Source organism: Streptomyces sp. NPDC059875, from assembly GCF_042731085.1.
Classification (GTDB): domain Bacteria; phylum Actinomycetota; class Actinomycetes; order Streptomycetales; family Streptomycetaceae; genus Streptomyces.
Window position 1 is genome coordinate 178,489 of record NZ_JBHWJZ010000002.1, and the last position, 20,169, is coordinate 198,657.

General features: G+C 73.6%; 16 protein-coding genes. All 16 read left to right on the forward strand.

Annotation, left to right across the window (positions count from 1 at the left end; genetic code table 11):
- Nucleotides 1-9: 9 nt before the first annotated feature.
- The 16 genes from ACFV9D_RS02760 to ACFV9D_RS02835 all read left to right on the forward strand — a co-directional run bounded on the left by ACFV9D_RS02760 (nt 10) and on the right by ACFV9D_RS02835 (nt 20,154).
- Nucleotides 10-3,204 (forward strand): hypothetical protein, encoded by a 3,195-nt coding sequence (locus ACFV9D_RS02760; protein ID WP_385139828.1) that lies wholly within the window; start codon nt 10-12, stop codon nt 3,202-3,204.
- Complete coding sequence (locus ACFV9D_RS02765; protein ID WP_385139830.1) at nt 3,201-3,953, forward strand: DUF4255 domain-containing protein; 753 nt, start codon at nt 3,201-3,203, stop codon at nt 3,951-3,953. Before ACFV9D_RS02760 ends, ACFV9D_RS02765 begins: the two co-directional genes overlap by 4 nt.
- 62 nt (nt 3,954-4,015) lie before the next feature.
- Nucleotides 4,016-6,133 (forward strand): ATP-binding protein, encoded by a 2,118-nt coding sequence (locus ACFV9D_RS02770; protein ID WP_385140446.1) that lies wholly within the window; start codon nt 4,016-4,018, stop codon nt 6,131-6,133.
- A 217-nt stretch (nt 6,134-6,350) separates the two neighbouring features.
- Nucleotides 6,351-7,904, forward strand: a complete 1,554-nt coding sequence (locus tag ACFV9D_RS02775) for a phage tail sheath family protein (RefSeq protein WP_385139833.1) — start codon at nt 6,351-6,353, stop codon at nt 7,902-7,904.
- Nucleotides 7,905-7,926: 22 nt separating this feature from the next.
- Nucleotides 7,927-8,367, forward strand: a complete 441-nt coding sequence (locus ACFV9D_RS02780) for a phage tail protein (RefSeq protein WP_385139837.1) — start codon at nt 7,927-7,929, stop codon at nt 8,365-8,367.
- Nucleotides 8,364-8,876 (forward strand): hypothetical protein, encoded by a 513-nt coding sequence (locus ACFV9D_RS02785; RefSeq protein WP_385139840.1) that lies wholly within the window; start codon nt 8,364-8,366, stop codon nt 8,874-8,876. Before ACFV9D_RS02780 ends, ACFV9D_RS02785 begins: the two co-directional genes overlap by 4 nt.
- On the forward strand, nt 8,873-9,031 hold the full coding sequence (locus tag ACFV9D_RS02790) for a DUF6760 family protein (protein WP_018492281.1): 159 nt from the start codon (nt 8,873-8,875) through the stop codon (nt 9,029-9,031). Before ACFV9D_RS02785 ends, ACFV9D_RS02790 begins: the two co-directional genes overlap by 4 nt.
- Nucleotides 9,032-9,035: 4 nt before the next feature.
- Nucleotides 9,036-12,338, forward strand: coding sequence for a hypothetical protein (locus ACFV9D_RS02795; RefSeq protein WP_385139843.1), 3,303 nt, complete (start codon nt 9,036-9,038; stop codon nt 12,336-12,338).
- Nucleotides 12,339-12,425: 87 nt separating this feature from the next.
- Nucleotides 12,426-12,851, forward strand: coding sequence for a phage tail protein (locus tag ACFV9D_RS02800; protein WP_385139845.1), 426 nt, complete (start codon nt 12,426-12,428; stop codon nt 12,849-12,851).
- A gap of 37 nt (nt 12,852-12,888) precedes the next feature.
- On the forward strand, nt 12,889-13,614 hold the full coding sequence (locus ACFV9D_RS02805) for a LysM peptidoglycan-binding domain-containing protein (protein ID WP_385139848.1): 726 nt from the start codon (nt 12,889-12,891) through the stop codon (nt 13,612-13,614).
- Nucleotides 13,611-15,389 (forward strand): VgrG-related protein, encoded by a 1,779-nt coding sequence (locus tag ACFV9D_RS02810; protein WP_385139851.1) that lies wholly within the window; start codon nt 13,611-13,613, stop codon nt 15,387-15,389. The genes ACFV9D_RS02805 and ACFV9D_RS02810 overlap by 4 nt, the downstream gene beginning before the upstream one ends.
- 134 nt (nt 15,390-15,523) lie before the next feature.
- Entirely contained in the window at nt 15,524-15,835 is a 312-nt protein-coding gene (locus ACFV9D_RS02815; RefSeq protein WP_385139854.1) for a PAAR domain-containing protein, read from the forward strand.
- Nucleotides 15,832-16,254, forward strand: a complete 423-nt coding sequence (locus ACFV9D_RS02820) for a GPW/gp25 family protein (RefSeq protein WP_385139857.1) — start codon at nt 15,832-15,834, stop codon at nt 16,252-16,254. The genes ACFV9D_RS02815 and ACFV9D_RS02820 overlap by 4 nt, the downstream gene beginning before the upstream one ends.
- On the forward strand, nt 16,254-18,218 hold the full coding sequence (locus tag ACFV9D_RS02825) for a putative baseplate assembly protein (protein ID WP_385139860.1): 1,965 nt from the start codon (nt 16,254-16,256) through the stop codon (nt 18,216-18,218). The genes ACFV9D_RS02820 and ACFV9D_RS02825 overlap by 1 nt, the downstream gene beginning before the upstream one ends.
- The gene (locus ACFV9D_RS02830; RefSeq protein ID WP_385139863.1) at nt 18,215-18,778 is read left to right on the forward strand and encodes a phage tail protein I; all 564 of its coding nucleotides are present in this window, start codon (nt 18,215-18,217) and stop codon (nt 18,776-18,778) included. Before ACFV9D_RS02825 ends, ACFV9D_RS02830 begins: the two co-directional genes overlap by 4 nt.
- 602 nt (nt 18,779-19,380) lie before the next feature.
- Entirely contained in the window at nt 19,381-20,154 is a 774-nt protein-coding gene (locus ACFV9D_RS02835) for a zinc ribbon domain-containing protein (RefSeq protein ID WP_385139866.1), read from the forward strand.
- Nucleotides 20,155-20,169: the final 15 nt, after the last annotated feature.

Here is a 20,169-nt window from a genome sequence, read left to right on the forward strand (position 1 = left end):
GAGGTGGACGTGACCGGCACCCCCGGCCCGGCGGGCCGTACCCGGCTGGGAAGACTGGCCGTCGCCGTGGCGGTGATGGTGCCGCTGCTCGCGGTGAGCTCACCGCGAGCGGCCACGCCCGTCGCCGCGCCCGTCCGCGCGGCGGCGGATGCGGACGACATCGGCCGCATCGCCTACGCGGGCACCGAGCACCGCTCCATGGGACGCGTCACCGGCACACCGGCCACGAGCGAGCCGCTGCTCGGCCCGGGCCCGGCCCACTTCGACACCGAGGCCTCCGCCCGCGGGGACCAGGTCGTCTTCACCAGTCTGCGCGACGGCGTGCGTCCCCAGGTGTACCTGCGGGACGCCGCCGGCGGCATACGCAAGCTGACCAGCGACCGGGACGCGGCGAACCCCGAACTCACCCCTGACGGCAGGTTCGTGGTCTTCGACTCAGCCGAACCCGGCCTCGGCTCCACCCAGCGCGACCTGTGGATCGTGGGCACCGACGGCACCGGGGCCCGCCCCCTCACCGAGACCCCCGTGAACGAGACCGCGCCCACCGTGTCGCCGGACGGCGCCAGGATCGCGTACGCCAGCGACATCGACCCCCTGCGCGGCCGGCAGATCTACGCCCGGCAGCTGGACGGCGGCGCAGCCGTCCGGATCAGCGACGGTCCGGCCGGGAACGCGGACGAACCCGCCTGGAACCCCGTCGACGACACGGTCAACCGCGACCTCGTCGCCTACACCCACACCGCCGCGCCCGGCGGCGAGCCCAGCGGCCCGAGGCTCCGCGTGACCGCCGGCCTGGGCGCCGACGGCCCGCTCCTCTCGGGCGAACAGGCGGGCTGGAGCACCCGGTCCGCCGCCTGGCAGCCCGACGGCGACACCATCCTCTTCCTCAGCCCCAACGGCCCCTGCGGCTGCACCAACCCGTACGACAGCGTCTACCGGGCCGTCGCCCACTCCACGAACACGGCCGAGGTCGTCCTCTACGAGGACCGCGCCGTCGACTCCCCGACCTGGCTCGGACCGCAGAACGGCGGCTCCGTCGTCGTCACCCGCATCACCCCCCAGGCCCGGAACCACGCGACCCTCCAGGACGTGCGGCCCGACGGCTCCGACCCGCGCGACCTCGGGATCAAGGTCCTGTGGGAGGACCCCGCCGCCCTCACCAACACCGACCCGGCGGCCGACCCGCTCTTCAACCCGGCCAAGGGCTACGACCCGTGGACCGAGCGGCAGAACTACACGCCCGACGGTCGGCGGATCGTCGTCACCCGTTTCCAGGGCGACCCCGAGGCCGGGCGGATCGAGCAGATCTGGCTGGCCGACGCCGACGGATCGAACGAAGCCCTGATGCCGCTCGCCGGACGCGGCCCCCGCGACTGGGACACCGACCCCACCTTCTCGCCCGACGGCAAGCTCCTCGCGTTCACCCGCACCTCGCCGGGCGGCGTCGGCAGCGCGTCCGGCCCCGGCCGCATCCTCATCGCGGACGCCACGACCGGCGCCCTCGTCGACGAGGTGCGCCCGCCGGCCGGTCGGACGGGCGGCGACGCCCAGCCGACGTGGTCCTCGGACGGCACGACCCTCGCCTTCACCCGTAACCACGTCATCGACGGCGTGGGCGGCAACAAGCACATCTGGACCGTGCCCGTGAAGGCGCTCGACCAGCAGCGGGACCTGAGCGTCGAGATGTGCCCGGGCAGCTGCCAGGTCATCGACGACAGCCCCGCGTTCTCGCCCGACGGAAAGCGGCTCGCGTTCAACCGCAAGGACGGCGGCGGCCGGGTCAACGAGCGCAACGGCGTCATGCTGACCGACCTGTCCGACGGCGGATGCCGGATCGTCCTGCCCACCGGCCGGAGCGGCGACCCGGACGGGTGCCGGCGGGACGTCCCCGACGCCTCCGCCACCGGCCCCTTCCAGCCGCGCGACGTCGCCTGGTCGCCGGACGCGAGCCGACTCGTGTTCAGCTCCCGCCGCGACCGGCCGGCCAACTCCCCGGAGTCGCTGTCCACCGTCGAGCTCGCGACGGGGACCGTCACGCCCCTGACCACGGCCCTGCCGGGCCGTCAGAAGGAGCCGGCGTACCAGCAGTCCGTGAACCTGACGGTGACCGCCCCGCCCACCGCCGACCCCATCACGGAGGGCGAGACCGGTGAGGTGACCGTGACGGTCACCAACCAGGGCCCGTCCGCCGCCCCCGGCACCACCTTCACGGCCGCGGTGCCCCCGGGCGTACGCCTCGACGGGCTGACCCCGTCGGCGGGACGGTGCGAGCCCGGGTCCCCGCAGTGCGACCTCGGCGTCCTCGCCCCCGGGGAGAGCGTGACCGTCACCGCGCGGCTGACCGGAGTGACCCCGGGCGACCAGGTCGTCGACTGGTCGGTCGCGGGGGCCGTGATCGACCGCAGCCCCGCCGACAACGCGACCCGGACCCTCGTCCCCGTCGAGGACGCGCCGGAGCCCCCGACGCCGACCCCGACCCCGACCCCGACGACCCCGACGCCCCCGCCGACGACCCCCACCCCGAGGCCCACGCCGCCCCCTCCGCCGACGCCCGCGCCGGAAGCCGGCCCCGGGCTGACCATCGACGCCCAGCCCGAACCGGGCTACGTCGGCGGCAAGGTGGTCGTCACGTACACCGTGCGCAACGGCCGTGAAGCGCTGGCCACCGGGCTCACCCTGCGGCTCGGTCTCCCGCGCGGCATCCCGGCGGGCAAGGCGCCCGCCGGCTGCACCGCCGGCGTCTGCGCGCTCGGCGACCTCGCGCCCGGAGCCTCCACCGTCGTCACGATCGTCCTGTCCCCGAACAAGGCCCTGACGACCCAGGTCACGGGCAGGATCACCACGTCCGGCACCGACGCCGACCCGCAGGACAACACCGCCCGCCGGCCGATACGGATCCTCCAGCCCGAGATCATCGCCGTACCGGCCATCGGCAAGCCCGGCTTCGTGACCTCCGTCCGCGGCAAGGACTTCCCGCCCGGCACGCCGGTGACGCTCAGCTGGAAGCCCGGCATCACCGCGGCGGCCGTGCCCACCCTTCCCCGCGCCGACGGGACGTTCATCGCCCAGCTGCTGATCCTCGCCAAGGACCAGACGGGGCCGCGCACCATCACCGCCAAGGGCGCCGGCTTCTCCCCGGTCACCACACCCTTCCTGGTGGTCACCGGCAACGTCGCCCCGCCCGACGAGGTGGCACGCCGGTGATCCACGAGATCGACGAGGGCGTCCGCCTGCTGCTCACCGAGTCCGGCCTCACGGAGAGCGGGGTCGACCTGGTCTTCGACCCGCCCACCCGGGAATGGGCGGCGCGCCGCAACGCCCCGACGATCAGCGTCTTCCTCTACGACATCAGGGAGGACGTCGGCCGGCGGCGGACCGGCACGGTGGAGGAGTACGACGAGAACGGCATGACCGTGGCGCGGCGCACGCCGCCCCGCTGGTTCGACCTCACCTACCTGGTCACGGCCTGGACCAACCGGCCGCAGGACGAGCACCGACTGCTCTCCGAGGTGCTCCGGTGCCTGGCCCGCACGGATGTGCTGCCCTCCCGGCTGCACACCGGGAGCCTGGTCGAACTGGGCCTCGCCGTGCCCATCGAAGTGGCCGGTGGCGCCACGGAGGGCCGCTCGGCCGGCGACGTGTGGTCCGCCCTCGGCGGCGAGCTCAAGGCCGGGATCGACCTGAAGGTCCTGGCGCCGCTGGCCGGCGAGCGCGTCGCCGCCGCGCCGCCGGTCACCGACGGACTGGTCGTACGGACCGCCGCGAGGGCGGACGGCTCGCAGGCGGAGCCCGGTCGGCAGCTGCGGTACGACGGTGTGACCGACCCCGGTCCGCACGGCTTCGCGGCCCGGCGCGACAGGCCCGATCCGGGCGAAAGGCCCGAGCGGGGCGACACGACCGAGCGGGGCGACAGGCCCGATGCGGGTCGCCGCCGCCGGGGGCCGGTGCGGTGATCCAGGACGACGTGGTGGAACAGGACGACGTGGCGAGCCGGAACGACGACGTACGTACCCTTCTGGACGGGGACCCGGCCGGGCTCACGCACCTCTGGGAGCGGCTCGCCCGTGTCGAGCTGCGGGTGCGCGAGGCGGTGGCGGCGCGCCGCGCGGACGATCCGGCCCCGGACGACCCGTACCGGGGCCAGTACCTCACCCCGGAGGGCGCGGAGCGGATCCTGCGGGCCCCGACCGCGTTCCACCCCGATACGGGCTCGGGTGCCGGGCCGGGGGACTGGCTGGGGGACGGGCGCGCCGTACCCCCCGGGTCGCGGCTGCGGCGGCTCGCAGAGGACTTCGAACTCCTCCCGGTGGACGAGGAGTTGCTGCTCGTCGCCCTCGCCCCCGACGTCGACGCCCGGTTCGAGGCGCTCTACGGCTACCTCAACGACGACCTCACCCGGCGGCGCCCGACGATCGGACTCGCCCTCGACCTGTGCGGGCTGCCCGTCGCGGGCCCGGGGCGGTTCCGCTTCTCCACCACCGCGCCCCTCGTCGCCGGCGGACTCCTGGAGATCACGGAACCCGACCGTCCGTTCCTCTCCCGGACGCTGCGGGTCCCCGACAGGGTCGCCGCCCATCTGCTCGGCGACGACGAACCGGACGGCCGACTGACCGGCCTGGTCGGCCTCGTCGGTACGGGCTCGGGCGACCCGGGGCCGTACGAGGAGACGGTCCTTCGCGTGGCCGCGGCCGCCACCACCGGCAGCGGCCCCGTCCATCTCCGGGACCGGGGCGGCGACGCCGGCCGGGTCGCCGTCGAGGCGCTCACGGCCGCGGGCCGACGCCCCCTGGTCCTCGACGTCGCCGCGCTCACCACGGGCCCCGAGGTCGCCCGGTTGCCGCACCTCCTCGCGACCGAGGCCAGGCTGTGCGGCGGCGGCATCGTCGTCGGCCCGCTCGAAGCACTCGAACCCGAACGCCCGGAGCGGGCCCGGTGGTTGCGCGACCTGTGCGGCGCCGCGGCGGGCGTCCCGCTGATCACGTACGGGACGAAGAGCTGGGACCCCCTGTGGTCCCGGCACAGCCCGGTCCCGTTCACGGTCGGCCCGCCCGCCACCGGACGCAAGGTCGCCCAGTGGCGCCAGGCGCTGGCGGAGGCGACGGGTTCGATCACGCCGCCCGTCGGCCTTCCCGCCGACGACGAACTCGGCGCGGCCGTCCTCTCGTACCGCCTCGACGCCGAGCAGGTGCGCAAGGCCGCCACGGTCGCCGTCCGCGCGGCGGCGGTCGAGCGGCGCCCCGTCGGACCCCAGGATCTACGGGCCGCCGTACGCGCGCAGAACGGCGCCGGCCTCGAACGCCTCGCCCGGCGCATCGAACCCGGCGTCGGTTGGGACGACCTCGTCCTGCCCCCGCCCACCCGCCGCCAGCTCGGCGAACTCGCCCTGCGCGCCCGCCACCGCGACCAGGTGCTCGGCCGGTGGCGGATGCGTCCGGGTGGCGGACGCGGGCGCGGAGTGATCGCCCTGTTCGCGGGCGAGTCCGGCACGGGCAAGACGATGTCGGCGGAGGTGGTGGCCGCCGAACTGGGCATGGAGCTCTACGTGGTGGACCTCTCCACGGTCGTCGACAAGTACGTCGGCGAGACGGAGAAGAACCTGGAGCGGATCTTCGTCGAGGCGTCCGAGGTGAACGGGGTCCTCCTCTTCGACGAGGCGGACGCGATCTTCGGGAAGCGCTCCGAGGTGAAGGACGCCCACGACCGCCACGCCAACATCGAATCGGCCTACCTGCTCCAACGGATGGAGTCCTTCGACGGGATCGCCGTCCTCACCACCAACCTCCGGGCCAATCTGGACGAGGCGTTCACGCGCCGCATCGATGTGATCGCCGACTTCCCCATGCCCGACGCGCGGCAGCGGCTGGCGCTGTGGGACCGCTGCCTGGGCCCCGAGATGCCCCGGGACGACGGCCTCGACCTGGCGTTCTGCGCGGACCGCTTCGAGCTCGCGGGGGGCTCGATCCGCGCCTGCGCCGTGACCGCGGCCTACCTCGCGGCGGAGGCGGGGAAGCCGCTCGGCATGGCGCAGGTCGTCTCCGCGGTGCTGCAGGAGTACCGCAAGCTCGGCCGCCTGGTGCTCGAGAGCGAGTTCGGCCCCTGGCTGAACAGCGACCGGACCCCGACGGCGGGTTGAGGCAGGTCGTCGCGAGGTGCCGGGGTGGCACGGACCGCCGGACCTCGGACGCCGGGCCTCTGACGTCGGACGTCGGTCCGCGGTGCCGGGTTGCCCCGCCCCACCTGCCCGTTCAGGCAGCACCGTTGCCCTTCGGCGGGGACTCCCGGGCCTATGACCAGGCACATCACGGCAGTGAGACTCGGTGGTGACCCAGTGGCCACTTGAAGGAGCGAGTATGCCGTCGTACCTGACCCCGGGCGTGTACGTGGAGGAGGTGCAGTCCGGTGCGCGGCCGATCGAAGGTGTGGGCACGGCGGTTGCCGCCTTCGTCGGGTTCGCGGAGCAGGGGCCGTTCCACCGTCCGACCCTGGTGACCAACTGGGACCAGTACGTCCAGACGTTCGGCGGTTTCACGGAGGGCACGTACCTCGCCCACTCCGTCTACGGCTACTTCGCCAACGGCGGCGGCACGGCGTACGTCGTCCGCGTCGGCGGCCCCGCGGCCGACCAGGCCGACGGCGGGCAGCCCGCCGCACTCCAGGCGCCCGCGCCCACCGCGATCGGCGGCTTCCTGGTGTCGGCCAGGCCCGGCGCCGGAGCGGAGGTCTCGGTGGAGATCGCCGACGCCGACGGCGAGAACCCGCCGGAGGACCGCTTCAAGCTGCTGGTCCGCCAGGGCGGCAAGGTGGTGGAGACGTACGAGGCCTCCATCCGCAAGAACGTCAAGGGCTACCTGCTCAACCAGGTCCGCGAGTCGAAGCTCGTCCAGATCGCCGAACAGCCGGGCGCGACGCAGACCCGGCCCGAGACGCAGACCTTCACGCTGGCCGCGGCGCCCGCCGCCGCACCGGCCGCCAAGGGCCCGGGCGGCGTCGCGCGGCTCGACCCGAACGAGTACGTCGGTGACTCCTCCGCCCGCACCGGCTTCGCCGGTCTCGAGGCCATCGACGAGATCACCATGGTCGCCGTACCGGACCTGATGAGCGCGTACCAGCGCGGCGAGATCGACGCCGAGGGCCTCAGGACCGTCCAGCTCGCCGTCATCTCCCACTGCGAGCAGATGGGCGACCGCGTCGCGGTCCTGGACTCCCCGCCCGCCATGAACGCGCAGAAGATCCGTACCTGGCGCCAGGACGAGGCCGGCTACGACTCCCGCTACGCCACCCTGTACTACCCCTGGATCTCGGTCTTCGACCCGGCCACCGGACGCAACACCACCGTCCCGCCCAGCGGCCACGTCGCGGGCGTCTGGGCGCGCAGCGACGGCGAGCGCGGTGTGCACAAGGCCCCGGCCAACGAGGTCATCCGCGGCGCCGTCGACCTGGAGATCCGTCTCAGCAAGGGCGAGCAGGACCTGCTCAACCCCATCGGCGTGAACTGCGTGCGCGCCTTCCCCGGCCGCGGCATCCGCATCTGGGGCGCCCGCACCCTGTCGTCGGACCCGGCCTGGCGGTACCTCAACGTCCGCCGGCTCTTCAACTACCTGGAGGAGTCCATCCTCCTTGGCACCCAGTGGGTGGTCTTCGAGCCGAACGACGACCGGCTGTGGTCCAGCATCCGGCGGAACGTCACCGCCTTCCTCAGCGAGGAATGGCGCCGGGGCGCGCTCTTCGGGAGCACCGCCTCGGAGGCGTTCTACGTCAAGTGCGATCGCGACAACAACCCGCCGGAGTCGGTCGACCTCGGCCAGGTGATCTGCGAGATCGGGGTGGCGCCGGTCAAGCCGGCCGAGTTCGTGATCTTCCGGCTGTCCCAGTTCTCCGACAGCACCAGCCTCGTCAACGAGTAACAGGAAAAGGTGACAAGCAGTCATGGCAGAGGGCGACGCTCTTTCCACTCATATCTTCGGGGTCCAGCTGGGCGGCTACATGGTCGAGTCGATCCAGGAGATCAGCGGCATGACCATGGAGGAGGATGTCGTCGAGGTCCGGCAGGTGACCCCTGACGGCAAGCTGCTCATCCGCAAGCAGCCGGGCGCGCGCCAGGCCGGTGAGGTGACGATCACCCGCGGCATGGACAAGAGCACCGAGTTCACCAAGTGGATCAAGGAGACGCTCGAGAACGGCGCGGTCGACTCCGCCCGGCAGAACCTCACGATCGAGATCAAGGACGCCGCCGGCGAGACCGTCCGCCGCGTCCAGCTCATGCAGGGCTGGGCGAGCAAGTGGGAAGGTCCCTCGCTCAAGGCCGGCGAGTCCAGCGCCGCCACCGAGACGGTGACCATCACCTTCGAGGAGATCGTGATCGAATGAGGCGCAGGACGGTCACTTCGGGCGGCCTGGAGGAGCTCCTCGAGGCAGCCGCCGCCTCGTCCGCCGACCGCGCGGCCGCCGCTCCGGCGGCCGCCCCGGCCCCGGCCCCGGCTTCGGGTCCGGCGGGGCAACGCGAGGAACTCCGCACCGAGTTCACCTTCGAGCTGCCGCGCGGGTACGTCGACGACGAGGGCACGGTCCACCGCACGGGGTCCATGCGCCTGGCGACGGCCCGGGACGAGCTGCGACCGCAGATCGACCTGCGGGTGAAGGAGAACCCGGCGTACCTGAGCGTGGTGCTGCTCAGCCAGGTGATCACCCAGCTGGGCACGATCACCGACGTCCACGCCGGGGTCGTCGAGCGCATGTACGCGACCGACGTCGCCTTCCTCCAGGACTTCTACCGGCGGATCAACAGCGAGGGGCACACGCACGCCGCGGTGACCTGCCCGCACTGCCACGACTCCTTCGAGGTGGACCTCTCCGGCGGGCGCCTGGGGGAATCGTGACGTACGCCCTTCCCCGGTTGCGGGAGGAGATCGCGTACGTCGCCTACCACTTCCACTGGCAGCGCGAGGACATCCTCGACCTCACCCACGCCGAGCGTCAGCAGTGGGTGCGGGAGATAGCGCGGATCAACACACGGGTGAACGAAGGCGGGTGACGGCATGGGCTTCTGGGACAGGTTCCGGCGGGACGCGGCACCGGAGTCCGGCGCGCCCGAGTCCGGGGCGTCCGAGTCCGGCGTACGGGATCCGGGTCCGGCCTCGGCGGGTGCCGCCGCACCGGAGGCTCCGGCCGGGCTCCCGGACTGGGACGGAGGCTGGCGCGAGGCCGGCCGGCCACCGGTCACCATCGCGCGCTCGACCCTGGGCGTGAGCGACGGGCTGCGCTTCCGTTCGGGTCTCGCCGCGTGGCAGAACCCGACGCTCACGGCGGGACTCGGTCACGGCCTCCTGCCGTCCGCCCCCGCCGGCCTGATCCACGGAGTCGCCCGCCCCGCCGCCCCGCGTACGACACCGATCGAGGGCGGCGGCCCGCTCCTGCTGCGCGTGGTGCGGCCGGAGGGGGAACCGGAGCCGGAGCTGGGGTCTTTGGGGGCCGAGCGCCCGATCCAGCGCGCCCGGAGTACGGCGGCTCCGACGGCAGGGCGTTCCGAGGAGAGCGGTCCGACGCGGGCGGGCCGGACGACATCGAACCCGGAGCGCTCGGACGCGAACGGTCCCACCGCCGTACCCGGACCCGTGCCGGTCCCGGGGCCCGAAGCCTCCGACCCGTTGGTCGTGTACCGGCGGACCGTGAGCGGTACCGGCACGGGTTCGGAATCCAAGACCCCGGCGTCGTCCGCCGCCCCCGGGCGGACGACGCCGGCCCCCGACCGCGCCGAGGGGAGCGGTCCCTCCGCCGCGCCCCTGCTGGGTTCGGGGCCCGGCGGCTCCGAGTCGCTTGTCGTGTCCAGGCGTACGGTGGGCGACGGCCCCGGCGCGGGGTCGGCGTCCGAGCCGCCCAGCGGCTCCGAGCCGTTGGTCGTGTCCCCCCGGCGGACCGAGAGCGACGGCCCCGGCGCGGGGTCGGGTTCCGAGACGCCCACGGGCTCCGCGTCCCTGGTCGTGTCCCGGCGTGCGGTGACCGACGGCCGTGGCGCGGGGGCGGGTTCCGAGTCGCCCGCGTCGCCCGCCGCCCCCCGATCTTCCGGGCCGACCGTACGGCCGGCAGACGCGAGCGGACCCACGACAGCCCGCGCGCCCAGGAACTCCGATACGCCCACCATCCTTCGGCGTACGGCCCCTGGGGCTGTCCCGCGGTCCGACGCGGGCGGGGTCGGGGCCACCGCGCTTCCCGTTGTGGGCGCGGCGCCCCATGCCTCCGATGACTCCGCCGCTCCCAGGCATGCCGCGTCGGCCGGCGCGAACGGACCCACCACCACAGACCGGGCGCCCCAGAGCCCCGAATCGTCCGCCTCCCCCCGGCGGACGCGGCCGGCCCCCGTCCGGCCGCGCCCGGTCGGCGCCCCGTTGGTCGTGGCCAGGCGCCCGGCGATGCCACCGCGTGTGGTTGCCGCGGTTCCGCCGCGAGCACCGGCCACGGCCGCCGACCGGGCGACCAACCCATCCCCCGACGGGAATCCCGTACGGGAGAACCCGGCACCGGCCGCCACCGGTACCACCCCCGTGATCGCCCGGGCGGAGCGAGCCGACGGCTCCGCCCGGGCACGTACCCCTGTACGGCCGGGGCTTGGCGAGCCGCTCGGTGAACTGCCCGCCACGGCACGGCAGATGGGTTCCACGGCGTCGATCGACGCGACGGCCCCGGCGCCCGCGCGGGAAGCCGAGGCGCCACCGCTGACCGTCATGCGCCGGGTGACCGACGCCGAGGAGAGCCGGCCGACGGCCGCCACCTCGACCTCGACCGCGACCTCGGTGGGAGGCGAGTCGGGCCCGACGGGATCGGCACCGTCCCGGCCGGGAACGGCCGGACCGAAGCCCACCACCCGGGCCGGGCTCGGCGCACCCCTGCGGGAACTGCCCCCGACGGCCACCCGGACCCCGAACTCGACGCCCACCCCGGCCGCACCCCTGCTCGGCGGCGCCCCGGTGGCGCAGCGCTCCACCGCGCCCACGGAGAGCGCGTCGCCGGCACGCCCCGGCAACACGCCCTCCAACACGCCGTCCGCCCCGATGGACGGTGGCGTGGGTCAACAGACCCCTGTACGGCCCCACTTCGACACCCCGGTGGTTCCGGCCACGAGCCCGGCGGACCCGCGACCGGAGCCGCTCGTCCCTGTGTCCCGCGCGGTGGGGACCGCCTCGCCCGACCAGGCGGATTCCGGCGCGAACACCCCTGCAACCGGGGCCCCGAAGGTAGAGCGGCCCACAGCGGGCGGCTCGATCCCCGTTCCCGCGGTCCAGCGCTCGCGCCGGCTGCTCGCCGACCGGCCGCTCGTCGTCAGTACGGGAGCCGCCGAAGGGTTCTCCGCACCAGCACCCACTCCGGGGGCCGGGTCCTCCCGCCCCGTAGTGGCCGCCACCTGGCGCCGCGACCCCGTGCAGCCCACGTCCCGATCCACGGCCACTCCCGCCCAGGCACCGTCCGCCGGCGGACGGACCGCCCCCGGGCCCGCGCCCGTACAGCGTGCCGACCAGCGGCAGGACACACCCCAGGTCCAGCGAAGCAGCAGCAAGGCACCACGCCAGACCACCACCCCCACCTACCCGACGCCGTCACCCCGCCGGGGACTCATGGCCCGGCTGCGTCCCGCTGCGCCCGACTCCCCGTCCGCACCGAACGCACACGACCTGCCGACCCGACAGGCACCCCGGACCGCCACCACGCCCGTGGACGCGGATGTCGCCCGGACACGCCCCGCCACCCCGGCCCCGACGCCGCCGAGCCACCCACCGACACCGGCGGCCCCGATCCAACGCTCCTCCACCCCCGCCCCGGTGCGCCCCGCCCCCTCGGCGGCGAACCGGCCCGCCCCCGCGCCCACCCCCGCCGCCGTGCCGCTCGTACGCCTCGACCCGCAGGGGAGCGCCACGACGCGGCCGGGCTCCGGGGACACGTCCGCCCCCGTGCAGCGCCTGGCCCAGCCGATGCCGCTCACCACGGCCACCGGGCCCGGCGCGCCGGCGGTCGGGGCGCCGCGACTCGGCCCCGAGCCGTCGCGCGGGCAGGGTGCGAACCGGCCCGACCGGCTCCAGGCCAAGGCCGTACAGCGGATGGCCGATGCCGGGCTCGGCGGCATCCCGGTGACCCCGGTCGCCCGCGCCGTCGACTCCTCCACCCGGACCAACGCCAACGCCACCGCCGCCACCCCGACCTCGGCCGCCGGCCCCGCCAAGCCCGCGCCGCGCGGAGCCGAGCTGGACGAGCTGGCCCGGCACCTGCTGGACCCGGTGGCCCGGCTGCTGAGGGCCGAGATGCGCCGAGGGCGGGAACGCACCGGTCGCCCCTACGACGGCCGCCGCTGACCCCGCACCCGTACCCCTACCCGCACCCGTACCAACACCCGTACACCAGCAGACAGAACCAGAACGTGCCCCGGGGCAAGGAGAAAGATGACGAACGACATCGTCGCGACGAGCGTGTTCTTCCGCCTCGCGATCGGCGGCAACGACCTGGGCGCCTTCCACACCTGCTCCGGTCTGGGGGCCGAGGTGGAGATGGAGCAGTACGCGGAGGGCGGCAACAACGGGTTCGCCTGGCAGCTCCCGGGCCGCATCACCTGGTCCAACATCACCCTGACCCGGCCGGTGACGTCCGACACCGCGAAGATCGCCCGCTGGCTCGACGAGATCCTCCAGCGGGTCGAGCCCAAGGACGGCGAGATCGTCGCGCTCAGGCCCGACCTCAGCCGCATCGTCAGCTGGCAGGTGCTGGGCATCGTCCCGGTGCGCTGGCAGGGACCGTCGTTCGACCCGGCCGACTCCCAGGCAGCCATCGAGACGCTGGAGATCGCCCACGAGGGCCTGCGGCCCTCCTGAGAACCGACCCGCCCCACGGAAAGGAGGAACGTACGAGATGGCACCCGCCCGCCGAGCGAGCCGCGCCCGAGCCCAACTGACGATCATGGAGCCGCCCGCGAAGGTCGGCGCCAAGCCGGGCGGCACGCTCGCCCGCATCAAGCTCCAGTTCAACCCGTCGACGCTGTCCCTCAGCAAGACCACCGAGTGGCGCCGCACGCCCTCCCGGATGGCGGGCCAGTCGGCCCTGCCCGAATTCGTCGGCAGCGGACCGCGTTCGCTGTCCCTGGACGTCTTCCTCGACGGGACGGCCAAGCACGACAACTCCGTGGAGCTGGCCGTCCAGCAGATGATGATCGCCTGCGTGCCCACCAAAGCCAGCCTGGCCCGCAAGACGCCCGCCAGCCCGTGGGTGCGCTTCGAATGGGGCACGTCGAAGACGACCTCGTTCGACGGCGTGCTGTCCAACCTGTCCGTCAACTACACCCTGTTCGACGTCGACGGGAAGCCGCTGCGCGCCACCTGCTCGCTCTCCATCGAGGAGGCGAGCGTCGACCCGGCGGGCCAGAACCCGACCTCGGGCTCGCGCGAGGCGCGACGCACGCACCGCGTCGTCGCGGGCGACAGCCTGCCGCTGCTGGCCTGGCGCGAGTACGGGGACGCCACCGCGTGGCGCGCCATCGCCGAGGCCAACGGAATCGACGACCCCATGGTCCTCGTCCCCGGTACGGAACTGGTCGTACCGGGCACCGAGGACACGCCCGCGGAGGAGGAAGGCCGATGAACGCCGGTGAGGAGCGGGGCGGCCGATCGTTCGCGGCGGACCCGATCGTCGAGGCCCCCGCCGAGCTGCCGCCCGCCTGGGTCGCGCAGTTGGTGAGCTGTGTGGTCGACGAGAACGTCGGACTGCCGGACACCGCCCTGCTGACGTACCGCGACCCGAACCACGAACTGCTCACCGCCACCGGCATCACCATCGGTACGCAGCTGAAGATCTCGGTGGTGACGGTCCAGGGGAAGGCCAAGGAGCGGCTGTTCGCCGGCGAGGTGACAGCACTCGAGCTGGACACCGACACCACGGGGTCGTTCACGGTGATCCGCGCGTACTCCAAGGCGCACCGCCTCCAGCGGGGCCGCAAGGTCGTCGCGTACCGCAACATGACCACCGCGGACATCGTCCGGAAGGTCGCCGCCGGTGCCGGTCTCGCCTGCGGCAGGATCCAGGCCTCGCCCGTCACGCACCAGCAGCTGTCGCAGGCGAACGTCTCCGACTGGGAGTTCCTCCAGTACCTGGCGGGCGAGAGCGGCGCCCAGGTGCGGATCGACGAGAAGGGGCTGCTCCAGTTCGTGAAGCCGACGCCCGCCGCGTCGGCGCCGGCCCCGTCCACCCCGGCGACCCGCAGCCCGATGGTCCTCGAGTACGGCCGTAACCTGCTGGCCCTGCGGGCCGTCCTGACGGGGGCCGACGGGGCGGGCAACGTGGAGGTACGCGGCTGGAACGTGACCACGAAGACGCCGCTGGTGGCCACCAAGCCGTCCGTCCGCAGCACGACCGTCACCCCCGGGATGAACCCCTCGGTGGCGTCCGCGTTCGGTGCGAAGGCCAAGGTCACCGTCGCCGACACCCCGTACCGCACGCAGGCCGAGACGACGGCCGTGGCCGGTTCGGTGGCCGCGTCGGTGAGCGCCGGGTTCGGCGAGATCGAGGCGGTCGCCGAGGGCAACCCCAAGCTGCGGGCGGGCAAGCCGGTCACCCTGGGCAACGTGGGCAAGGAGTTCTCCGGCCGGTACACCGCGACCGCCGCGCACCACGTCCTGGAGCCGCAGGGCGGCTACCGCACGACCGTGATCGTCAGCTCCTCGCCCGACCGCTCCCTCACGGGCCTCGCCACGGGGGCGAACGCGCCCGCGCGCGGGCCGCGCATGCCCGGCCTGGCGATCGGCGTGGTCACCGACATCCGTGAGACGGGCGGGGGCCAGCGCGGCTGGGTGAAGCTGAAGTTCCCCTGGCTCGACGCCACATACGTGACGGACTGGGTACGGACCGTCCAGTGGGGCGGCCAGGGCGGGGGAGGGGTGTTCAGCCCCGAGGTCAACGACGAGGTGCTCGTCGGCTTCGAGCAGGGACTGCTCGACAGTCCGTACGTGCTCGGCGGCCTCTACAACGGGGTCGACAAACCGTCCCCGCACGACGTCCCGCTGGTCGACAAGACGAGCGGCAAGGTCCAACGCCGTTCCCTGGTGTCCCGTTCGGGCCACCGGCTCGAACTGCTCGACATCCCGCGCGGAACGTCCGGGGTGCGCCTGGCCAGCGGCAACAAGCGGCTGGAGGTGAAGCTCGACGAGCGCCGCAACCAGATCGAACTCACCGTCCTGGGCCCGGGCGGCAGACGGGCGTTGAGCTCGGTGACGCTGACGCCGCGCGGCATCACGCTCGACGCGGGTACCGGGGACATCGAGCTGAACGGCCGATCGGTGTCGATCAACGGCAAGACGGGGGTCACGGTCGACGGCGGGCTGCTCGCGACGATCAAGGCACGGATGATCCGCCTCAACTAGGGGTTCCCCCTCAACTGGGGGTTCCCACCCAGGGCGACCACCCCACCCCCACCCCCACCCCCACCCCCACCCCCACCCCCACCCCCACCGCCTCCCCTACACCACAGACCACTTCAGCAAGGAGAAAGACGAAGATGCCTCCCGCAGCCCGCGTCGGAGACGCCACGGCCCACGGCGGTCTCATCGCCACCCCGCCGCCCGGCGCCGTCATGGTCCCCACCGTGCTCATCGGTGGCAAGCCGGCCGCGGTGACCGGGAGTGTGCACACCTGCCCGGCGCACGCCTACCTCGGCCCGGCCAACGTGATCATGCCGAACCCGCGCGCCGCGGTGACCGGGGCCGTGCTGATCGGCGGGCTGCCCGCCGCGTGCGTACGGGACCAGACGGCCTGCGGGGCACAGATCGTCGTCGGTGCGCCGAACGTCCTCATCGGGGGGCCGATGTGAGCGAGCGGTTCATCGGACGGGGCTGGGGCTTCCCGCTGCGGGTGGGGCCCACCGGCGGGATCGGCATGGTGGAGCGCGACCGGGAGATCGAGGAGGCGATCCGCCTCGTGCTCGGCACGGCACCGGGGGAGCGCCCGATGCGCCCCGAGTTCGGCTGCGGGATCCACGACTACGTCTTCGCACCGGGCGACGGCGCGACCGCGGGCCGCATCGGCCACGAGGTGCGTACGGCGCTGGAACGCTGGGAGCCGCGCATCGAGGTCGAGGACGTGGTGGTCGCGTTCGACGCCGTGGACGACGGCACGTTCTACATCGACGTCCGGTACACCGTGCGGTCCACCAACGACCTGCGGAACCTGGTCTTCCCGTTCTACTCCATCCCCTCCACCGAGGGCGCCGACGAGGCAGGAGCACGCTGATGGCCCTGCCCTCACCCAACCTGGACGACCGCCGCTTCCAGCAGCTCGTCGACGAGGCGAAGCGCTATGTGCAGCAGCGGGCGCCGGAGTGGACCGACCACAACGTGTCGGACCCCGGGGTCACGCTCATCGAGACGTTCGCGTACATGGTCGACCAGCTGCTCTACCGACTGAACCGGGTGCCGGAGAAGAACTACGCGGCCTTCCTGGACCTGTTGGGCGTCCGTCTTTTCCCGCCCACGGCGGCGACGGCGGACATCGACTTCTGGCTGTCCGCGCCCCAGCCCGACACCGTGATGCTGCGGGCGGGCGTCGAGGTGGCCACCGTACGCAGCGAGACGGAGGAGGCGGTGGTGTTCAGCACCACCGCCGACCTGCCGATCGTGCCCAGCTCGCTGACCCGCCTGGTGACCGCCCCGGCCGGGGGCGAGCAGACGGACCGTACGACCGCGCTCGGCGAAGGCCGGGACATCCCCTGCTTCCAGGCCGCCCCGGCGCCCGGCGACGCGCTGCTGTTCGGTCTGCCGACCGCCGTACCGCGCTGCATCGTCGCCGTCCGGCTGGACAGCAGGGTCGAGGGCGTCGGTGTCGACCCCCGGCAGCCGCCCCTCGTGTGGGAGGCGTGGGACGGCGCGCGGTGGGTCGTCTGCGAGACGGGTTCGGACACCACGGGCGGGCTCAACAGGCCCGGCGAGGTCATCGTGTTCGTACCGGCCGGGCACACCGCGTCGGTGGTCGCCGGCACCCGCGCCGGATGGCTGCGCTGCCGCGTCACCGCCCCGGAGGCCGGCCAGCCCTTCTACTCGGAGTCCCCGACCGTCCGCGAGGCGGAGGTGTTCACCGTCGGCGGCACGATGACGGTCGAGCACGCGGAGACCGTGCACGACACCCCCCTCGGCGCCTCCGACGGGGTGGCGGGCCAGCGGTTCCGGCTGCCCAGGCCGCCGCTGCTGCTCGACGGCGAACCGCCGGTGGTCGAGGTGTCCTCGGCCGACGGCTGGCAGACCTGGACGCCGGTCGACCACTTCGGCGACTCGTCACCCACCGACCGGCACGTGGTCGTGGACGCCACCACCGGAGAGTTCGCCTTCCCGCCCGCGGTGCGCGAGCCGGACGGCACCCTGCGTACCTACGGCGCGGTGCCCGACCAGGGCGCCCAGGTGCGCGTCCCGCGCTACCGCACCGGCGGCGGCGCGGCGGGCAATGTGGCGCGCGGCGCGATCTCGGTGCTGCGCAGCTCCGTCCCGTACATCGCCCGGGTCGAGAACCGCGAGGCGGCGCGCGGCGGGGTCGACGGCGAGACCGTGGACAACGCCAAGGTGAGGGCCCCGCACGTGCTGCGGGTACGGGACCGGGCGGTCACGGCGGAGGACTACGAGTTCATCGCCCGGGAGGCGGCCCCCTCGGTGAAGCGGGTGCGCTGTCTGCCGGCCGTGGCGGGGGAGGGCGGCGCCGTACGGGTGCTGATCGTGCCGGACGCGGTGGCGGACGAGGGCGACGACCGTCTCCGCTTCGAGCAACTGATCCCCTCGGACCAGGTCCTGTCCGCGATCACCACCCGCCTCGACGAGCGCCGCCTGGTCGGCACTCGCCTGGTGGTCGAACCTCCCTCCTACCAGGGCGTCACGGTGGTCGCCCGGCTCGTGGCCGAGGTCCAGGACGCGGACCGGGTACGGGAGGCCGCGCTGGCCGCGCTGTTCCGGCACCTCAACCCGCTGCACGGCGGAGCCGACGGCACGGGCTGGGCGTTCGGCCGTCCCGTCCAGTACGGAGAGGTCTTCGCCGTCCTCCAACGCGCGGCGCAGAACGCCCTGGTGGAGGAGGTCCGACTCTTCCCCGCCGACCCGGTCACCGGCCGCCGAGGCGCCCCTGCCGAGCGGATCGACGTGGCACGCAACGCCCTGGTCTTCTCCTACCAGCACCACGTGGTCGTCACCACGGGGGACTTGGGCGGCGGAGCATGACCAGAGCCGCGATCCCCGGCCTGCCGAGCCGCCACCCGATAGGCGCCCTGCTCCCGGCCCTGTACGCGGACGACGACCTCGCGCAGCGCTTCACGGCCGGCCTCGACACGGTCCTGGCCCCGGTGCTCTCGACGCTGGACAACCTCCCGGCGTACTTCGACCCCGCGCTCACGCCCCCGGACTTCCTGCGCTGGCTCTCGAGCTGGCTGGGCGTGGAGCTGGACGAGGAGTGGCCGGAGGAACTGGCCAGAACGGTCGTGGCCCGAGCGATGGAGCTCCACCGCTGGCGCGGCACGCGCCGAGGCCTGGAGGAACGGCTGCGCCTGTGCCTGGGGGTGGAGGCCCAGATCATCGACGGCGGCGGAGCGACATGGTCAAGGACACCGAGCGCGGCCCTACCACCGCCCCCGACGGGCGAACTCCTGGTAAGGGCCTGGCCGACCGGAACACGAACGGTGACCGCCCACCAGGTCCTGGACGTGGTCACGGCGACCTGCCCGGTCCACCTCACCTGCCGAGTGGAGATCCTCACCGGCCGCCCCGACGAGGAAGGCACCTGACGATGCGCCCCTGCCCGGACTGCGGCACGGCGAACGCCGACACGGACGACTTCTGCGGAAACTGCGGCGCGTACTTGGGCTGGTCGCAGGAGGGTGAGAAGAAGGAGCGGGAGGAGGAGGCACCGCAACTCCCGCTCGCACCGCCATCCGCGGCTGCAGCGGAACTCCCGTCGGCACTTGCGCCGGTACTCGCGTCGGAACTCCCCTCGGGACTTCCGACTGAGCTCCCGACGGAACCCCCGACGGAATCCCAGACGGGATTCCTGAGGGGACTGCTGAGGGGCTTCCAACCGGACCTCGCGGCGGGCCTACCGTCGGATCTCCAGTCCGGCCTACCGTCGGATGTCCCGTCCGGCCTTCCATCGGATCTCCCCACGGGCCTTCCGTCGGATCTCCCGACGGATTCTCCGACGCAACCCGAGGCGGACACAGACACCCGCACAGACCGCCCTGCTCCCACGACCGCGCTCGTTCCCACGACCCCACCCAGGCCCACACACCGGCCGACGAACACCCCCACTCCGCCCCCCAGTCCGTCCCCCACACCGACACCTGTCCCCATCAGCCCGCCCGCGCCGGCACCGCAGCCGGAGGAGCCCGCGGTGGGAGCGGTGAAGCCGGCGAAACCGATCGCGCAGCGCCCGAAGGTACGCCCGTCGGCGGCACAGGGGCAGCAGGTGGGCCCCCCGTGCCCGTCGTGCGGAACACCGAACGCGCCGGACCGCCGCTTCTGCCGCCGCTGCGCGACCCCGCTGCGCCAGACGGCCCAGGTGGCGCCGCTGCCGTGGTGGCGGACGGTGTGGCCGTTCCGCCGCCGGGTGCGCTCGGGCTCGGGCCAGTGGGCGCGCCGATCGGTGATCGCGGTCGTGGTGCTGGGACTCCTGGTGGGCGGCTACTTCCTGATCCCGACCGGCCGTTGGGTGTACGAGGACGTACGGGACAAGCTGTCCAAGGCGACGCACATCACCCCGGCATCGGTCGAGGCCACGGCATCGGTGCCGAAGCACGGGGCAACGCTGGCGACGGACGGCCTGAGCAACACGTACTGGGGAGCCCCGGCGGCGGGCGACTCGATCTCCTTCACGTTCCGCTCCCCGTTCCGCTTGGTGGACGTTGTCGTCCACACGGGCGTCTCGAAGAAGCCGGAACAATTCCGCGACCAGGCCCGCCCGACGAAAGCGGACCTGGTGGTGACCGCATCGGACGGCAAGGTCCACAGAAAGGCCGTGACCCTGGCCGACAAGCCGGGCCCCCAGACGATCCAGACGGGTTACAGCGACGTGGTCTCGGTCCAACTGATCATCCGCGAGTCGGCGGGCCTCTCCAAGGGCCGCCACATAGCCCTGGCGGAGGTCGAGTTCTTCAAGCGCTCCTGACCACGACTCGGCCGT

What these genes read in the sequence shown, in the direction of transcription:
- ACFV9D_RS02775 (WP_385139833.1), top strand. Translation starts at nt 6,351, where the DNA reads ATGCCGTCGTACCTGACCCCGGGCGTGTACGTGGAGGAGGTGCAGTCC.
- ACFV9D_RS02780 (WP_385139837.1), top strand. Translation starts at nt 7,927, where the DNA reads ATGGCAGAGGGCGACGCTCTTTCCACTCATATCTTCGGGGTCCAGCTG.
- ACFV9D_RS02785 (WP_385139840.1), top strand. Translation starts at nt 8,364, where the DNA reads ATGAGGCGCAGGACGGTCACTTCGGGCGGCCTGGAGGAGCTCCTCGAG.
- ACFV9D_RS02795 (WP_385139843.1), top strand. Translation starts at nt 9,036, where the DNA reads ATGGGCTTCTGGGACAGGTTCCGGCGGGACGCGGCACCGGAGTCCGGC.
- ACFV9D_RS02800 (WP_385139845.1), top strand. Translation starts at nt 12,426, where the DNA reads ATGACGAACGACATCGTCGCGACGAGCGTGTTCTTCCGCCTCGCGATC.
- ACFV9D_RS02805 (WP_385139848.1), top strand. Translation starts at nt 12,889, where the DNA reads ATGGCACCCGCCCGCCGAGCGAGCCGCGCCCGAGCCCAACTGACGATC.
- ACFV9D_RS02810 (WP_385139851.1), top strand. Translation starts at nt 13,611, where the DNA reads ATGAACGCCGGTGAGGAGCGGGGCGGCCGATCGTTCGCGGCGGACCCG.
- ACFV9D_RS02815 (WP_385139854.1), top strand. Translation starts at nt 15,524, where the DNA reads ATGCCTCCCGCAGCCCGCGTCGGAGACGCCACGGCCCACGGCGGTCTC.
- ACFV9D_RS02825 (WP_385139860.1), top strand. Translation starts at nt 16,254, where the DNA reads ATGGCCCTGCCCTCACCCAACCTGGACGACCGCCGCTTCCAGCAGCTC.
- ACFV9D_RS02830 (WP_385139863.1), top strand. Translation starts at nt 18,215, where the DNA reads ATGACCAGAGCCGCGATCCCCGGCCTGCCGAGCCGCCACCCGATAGGC.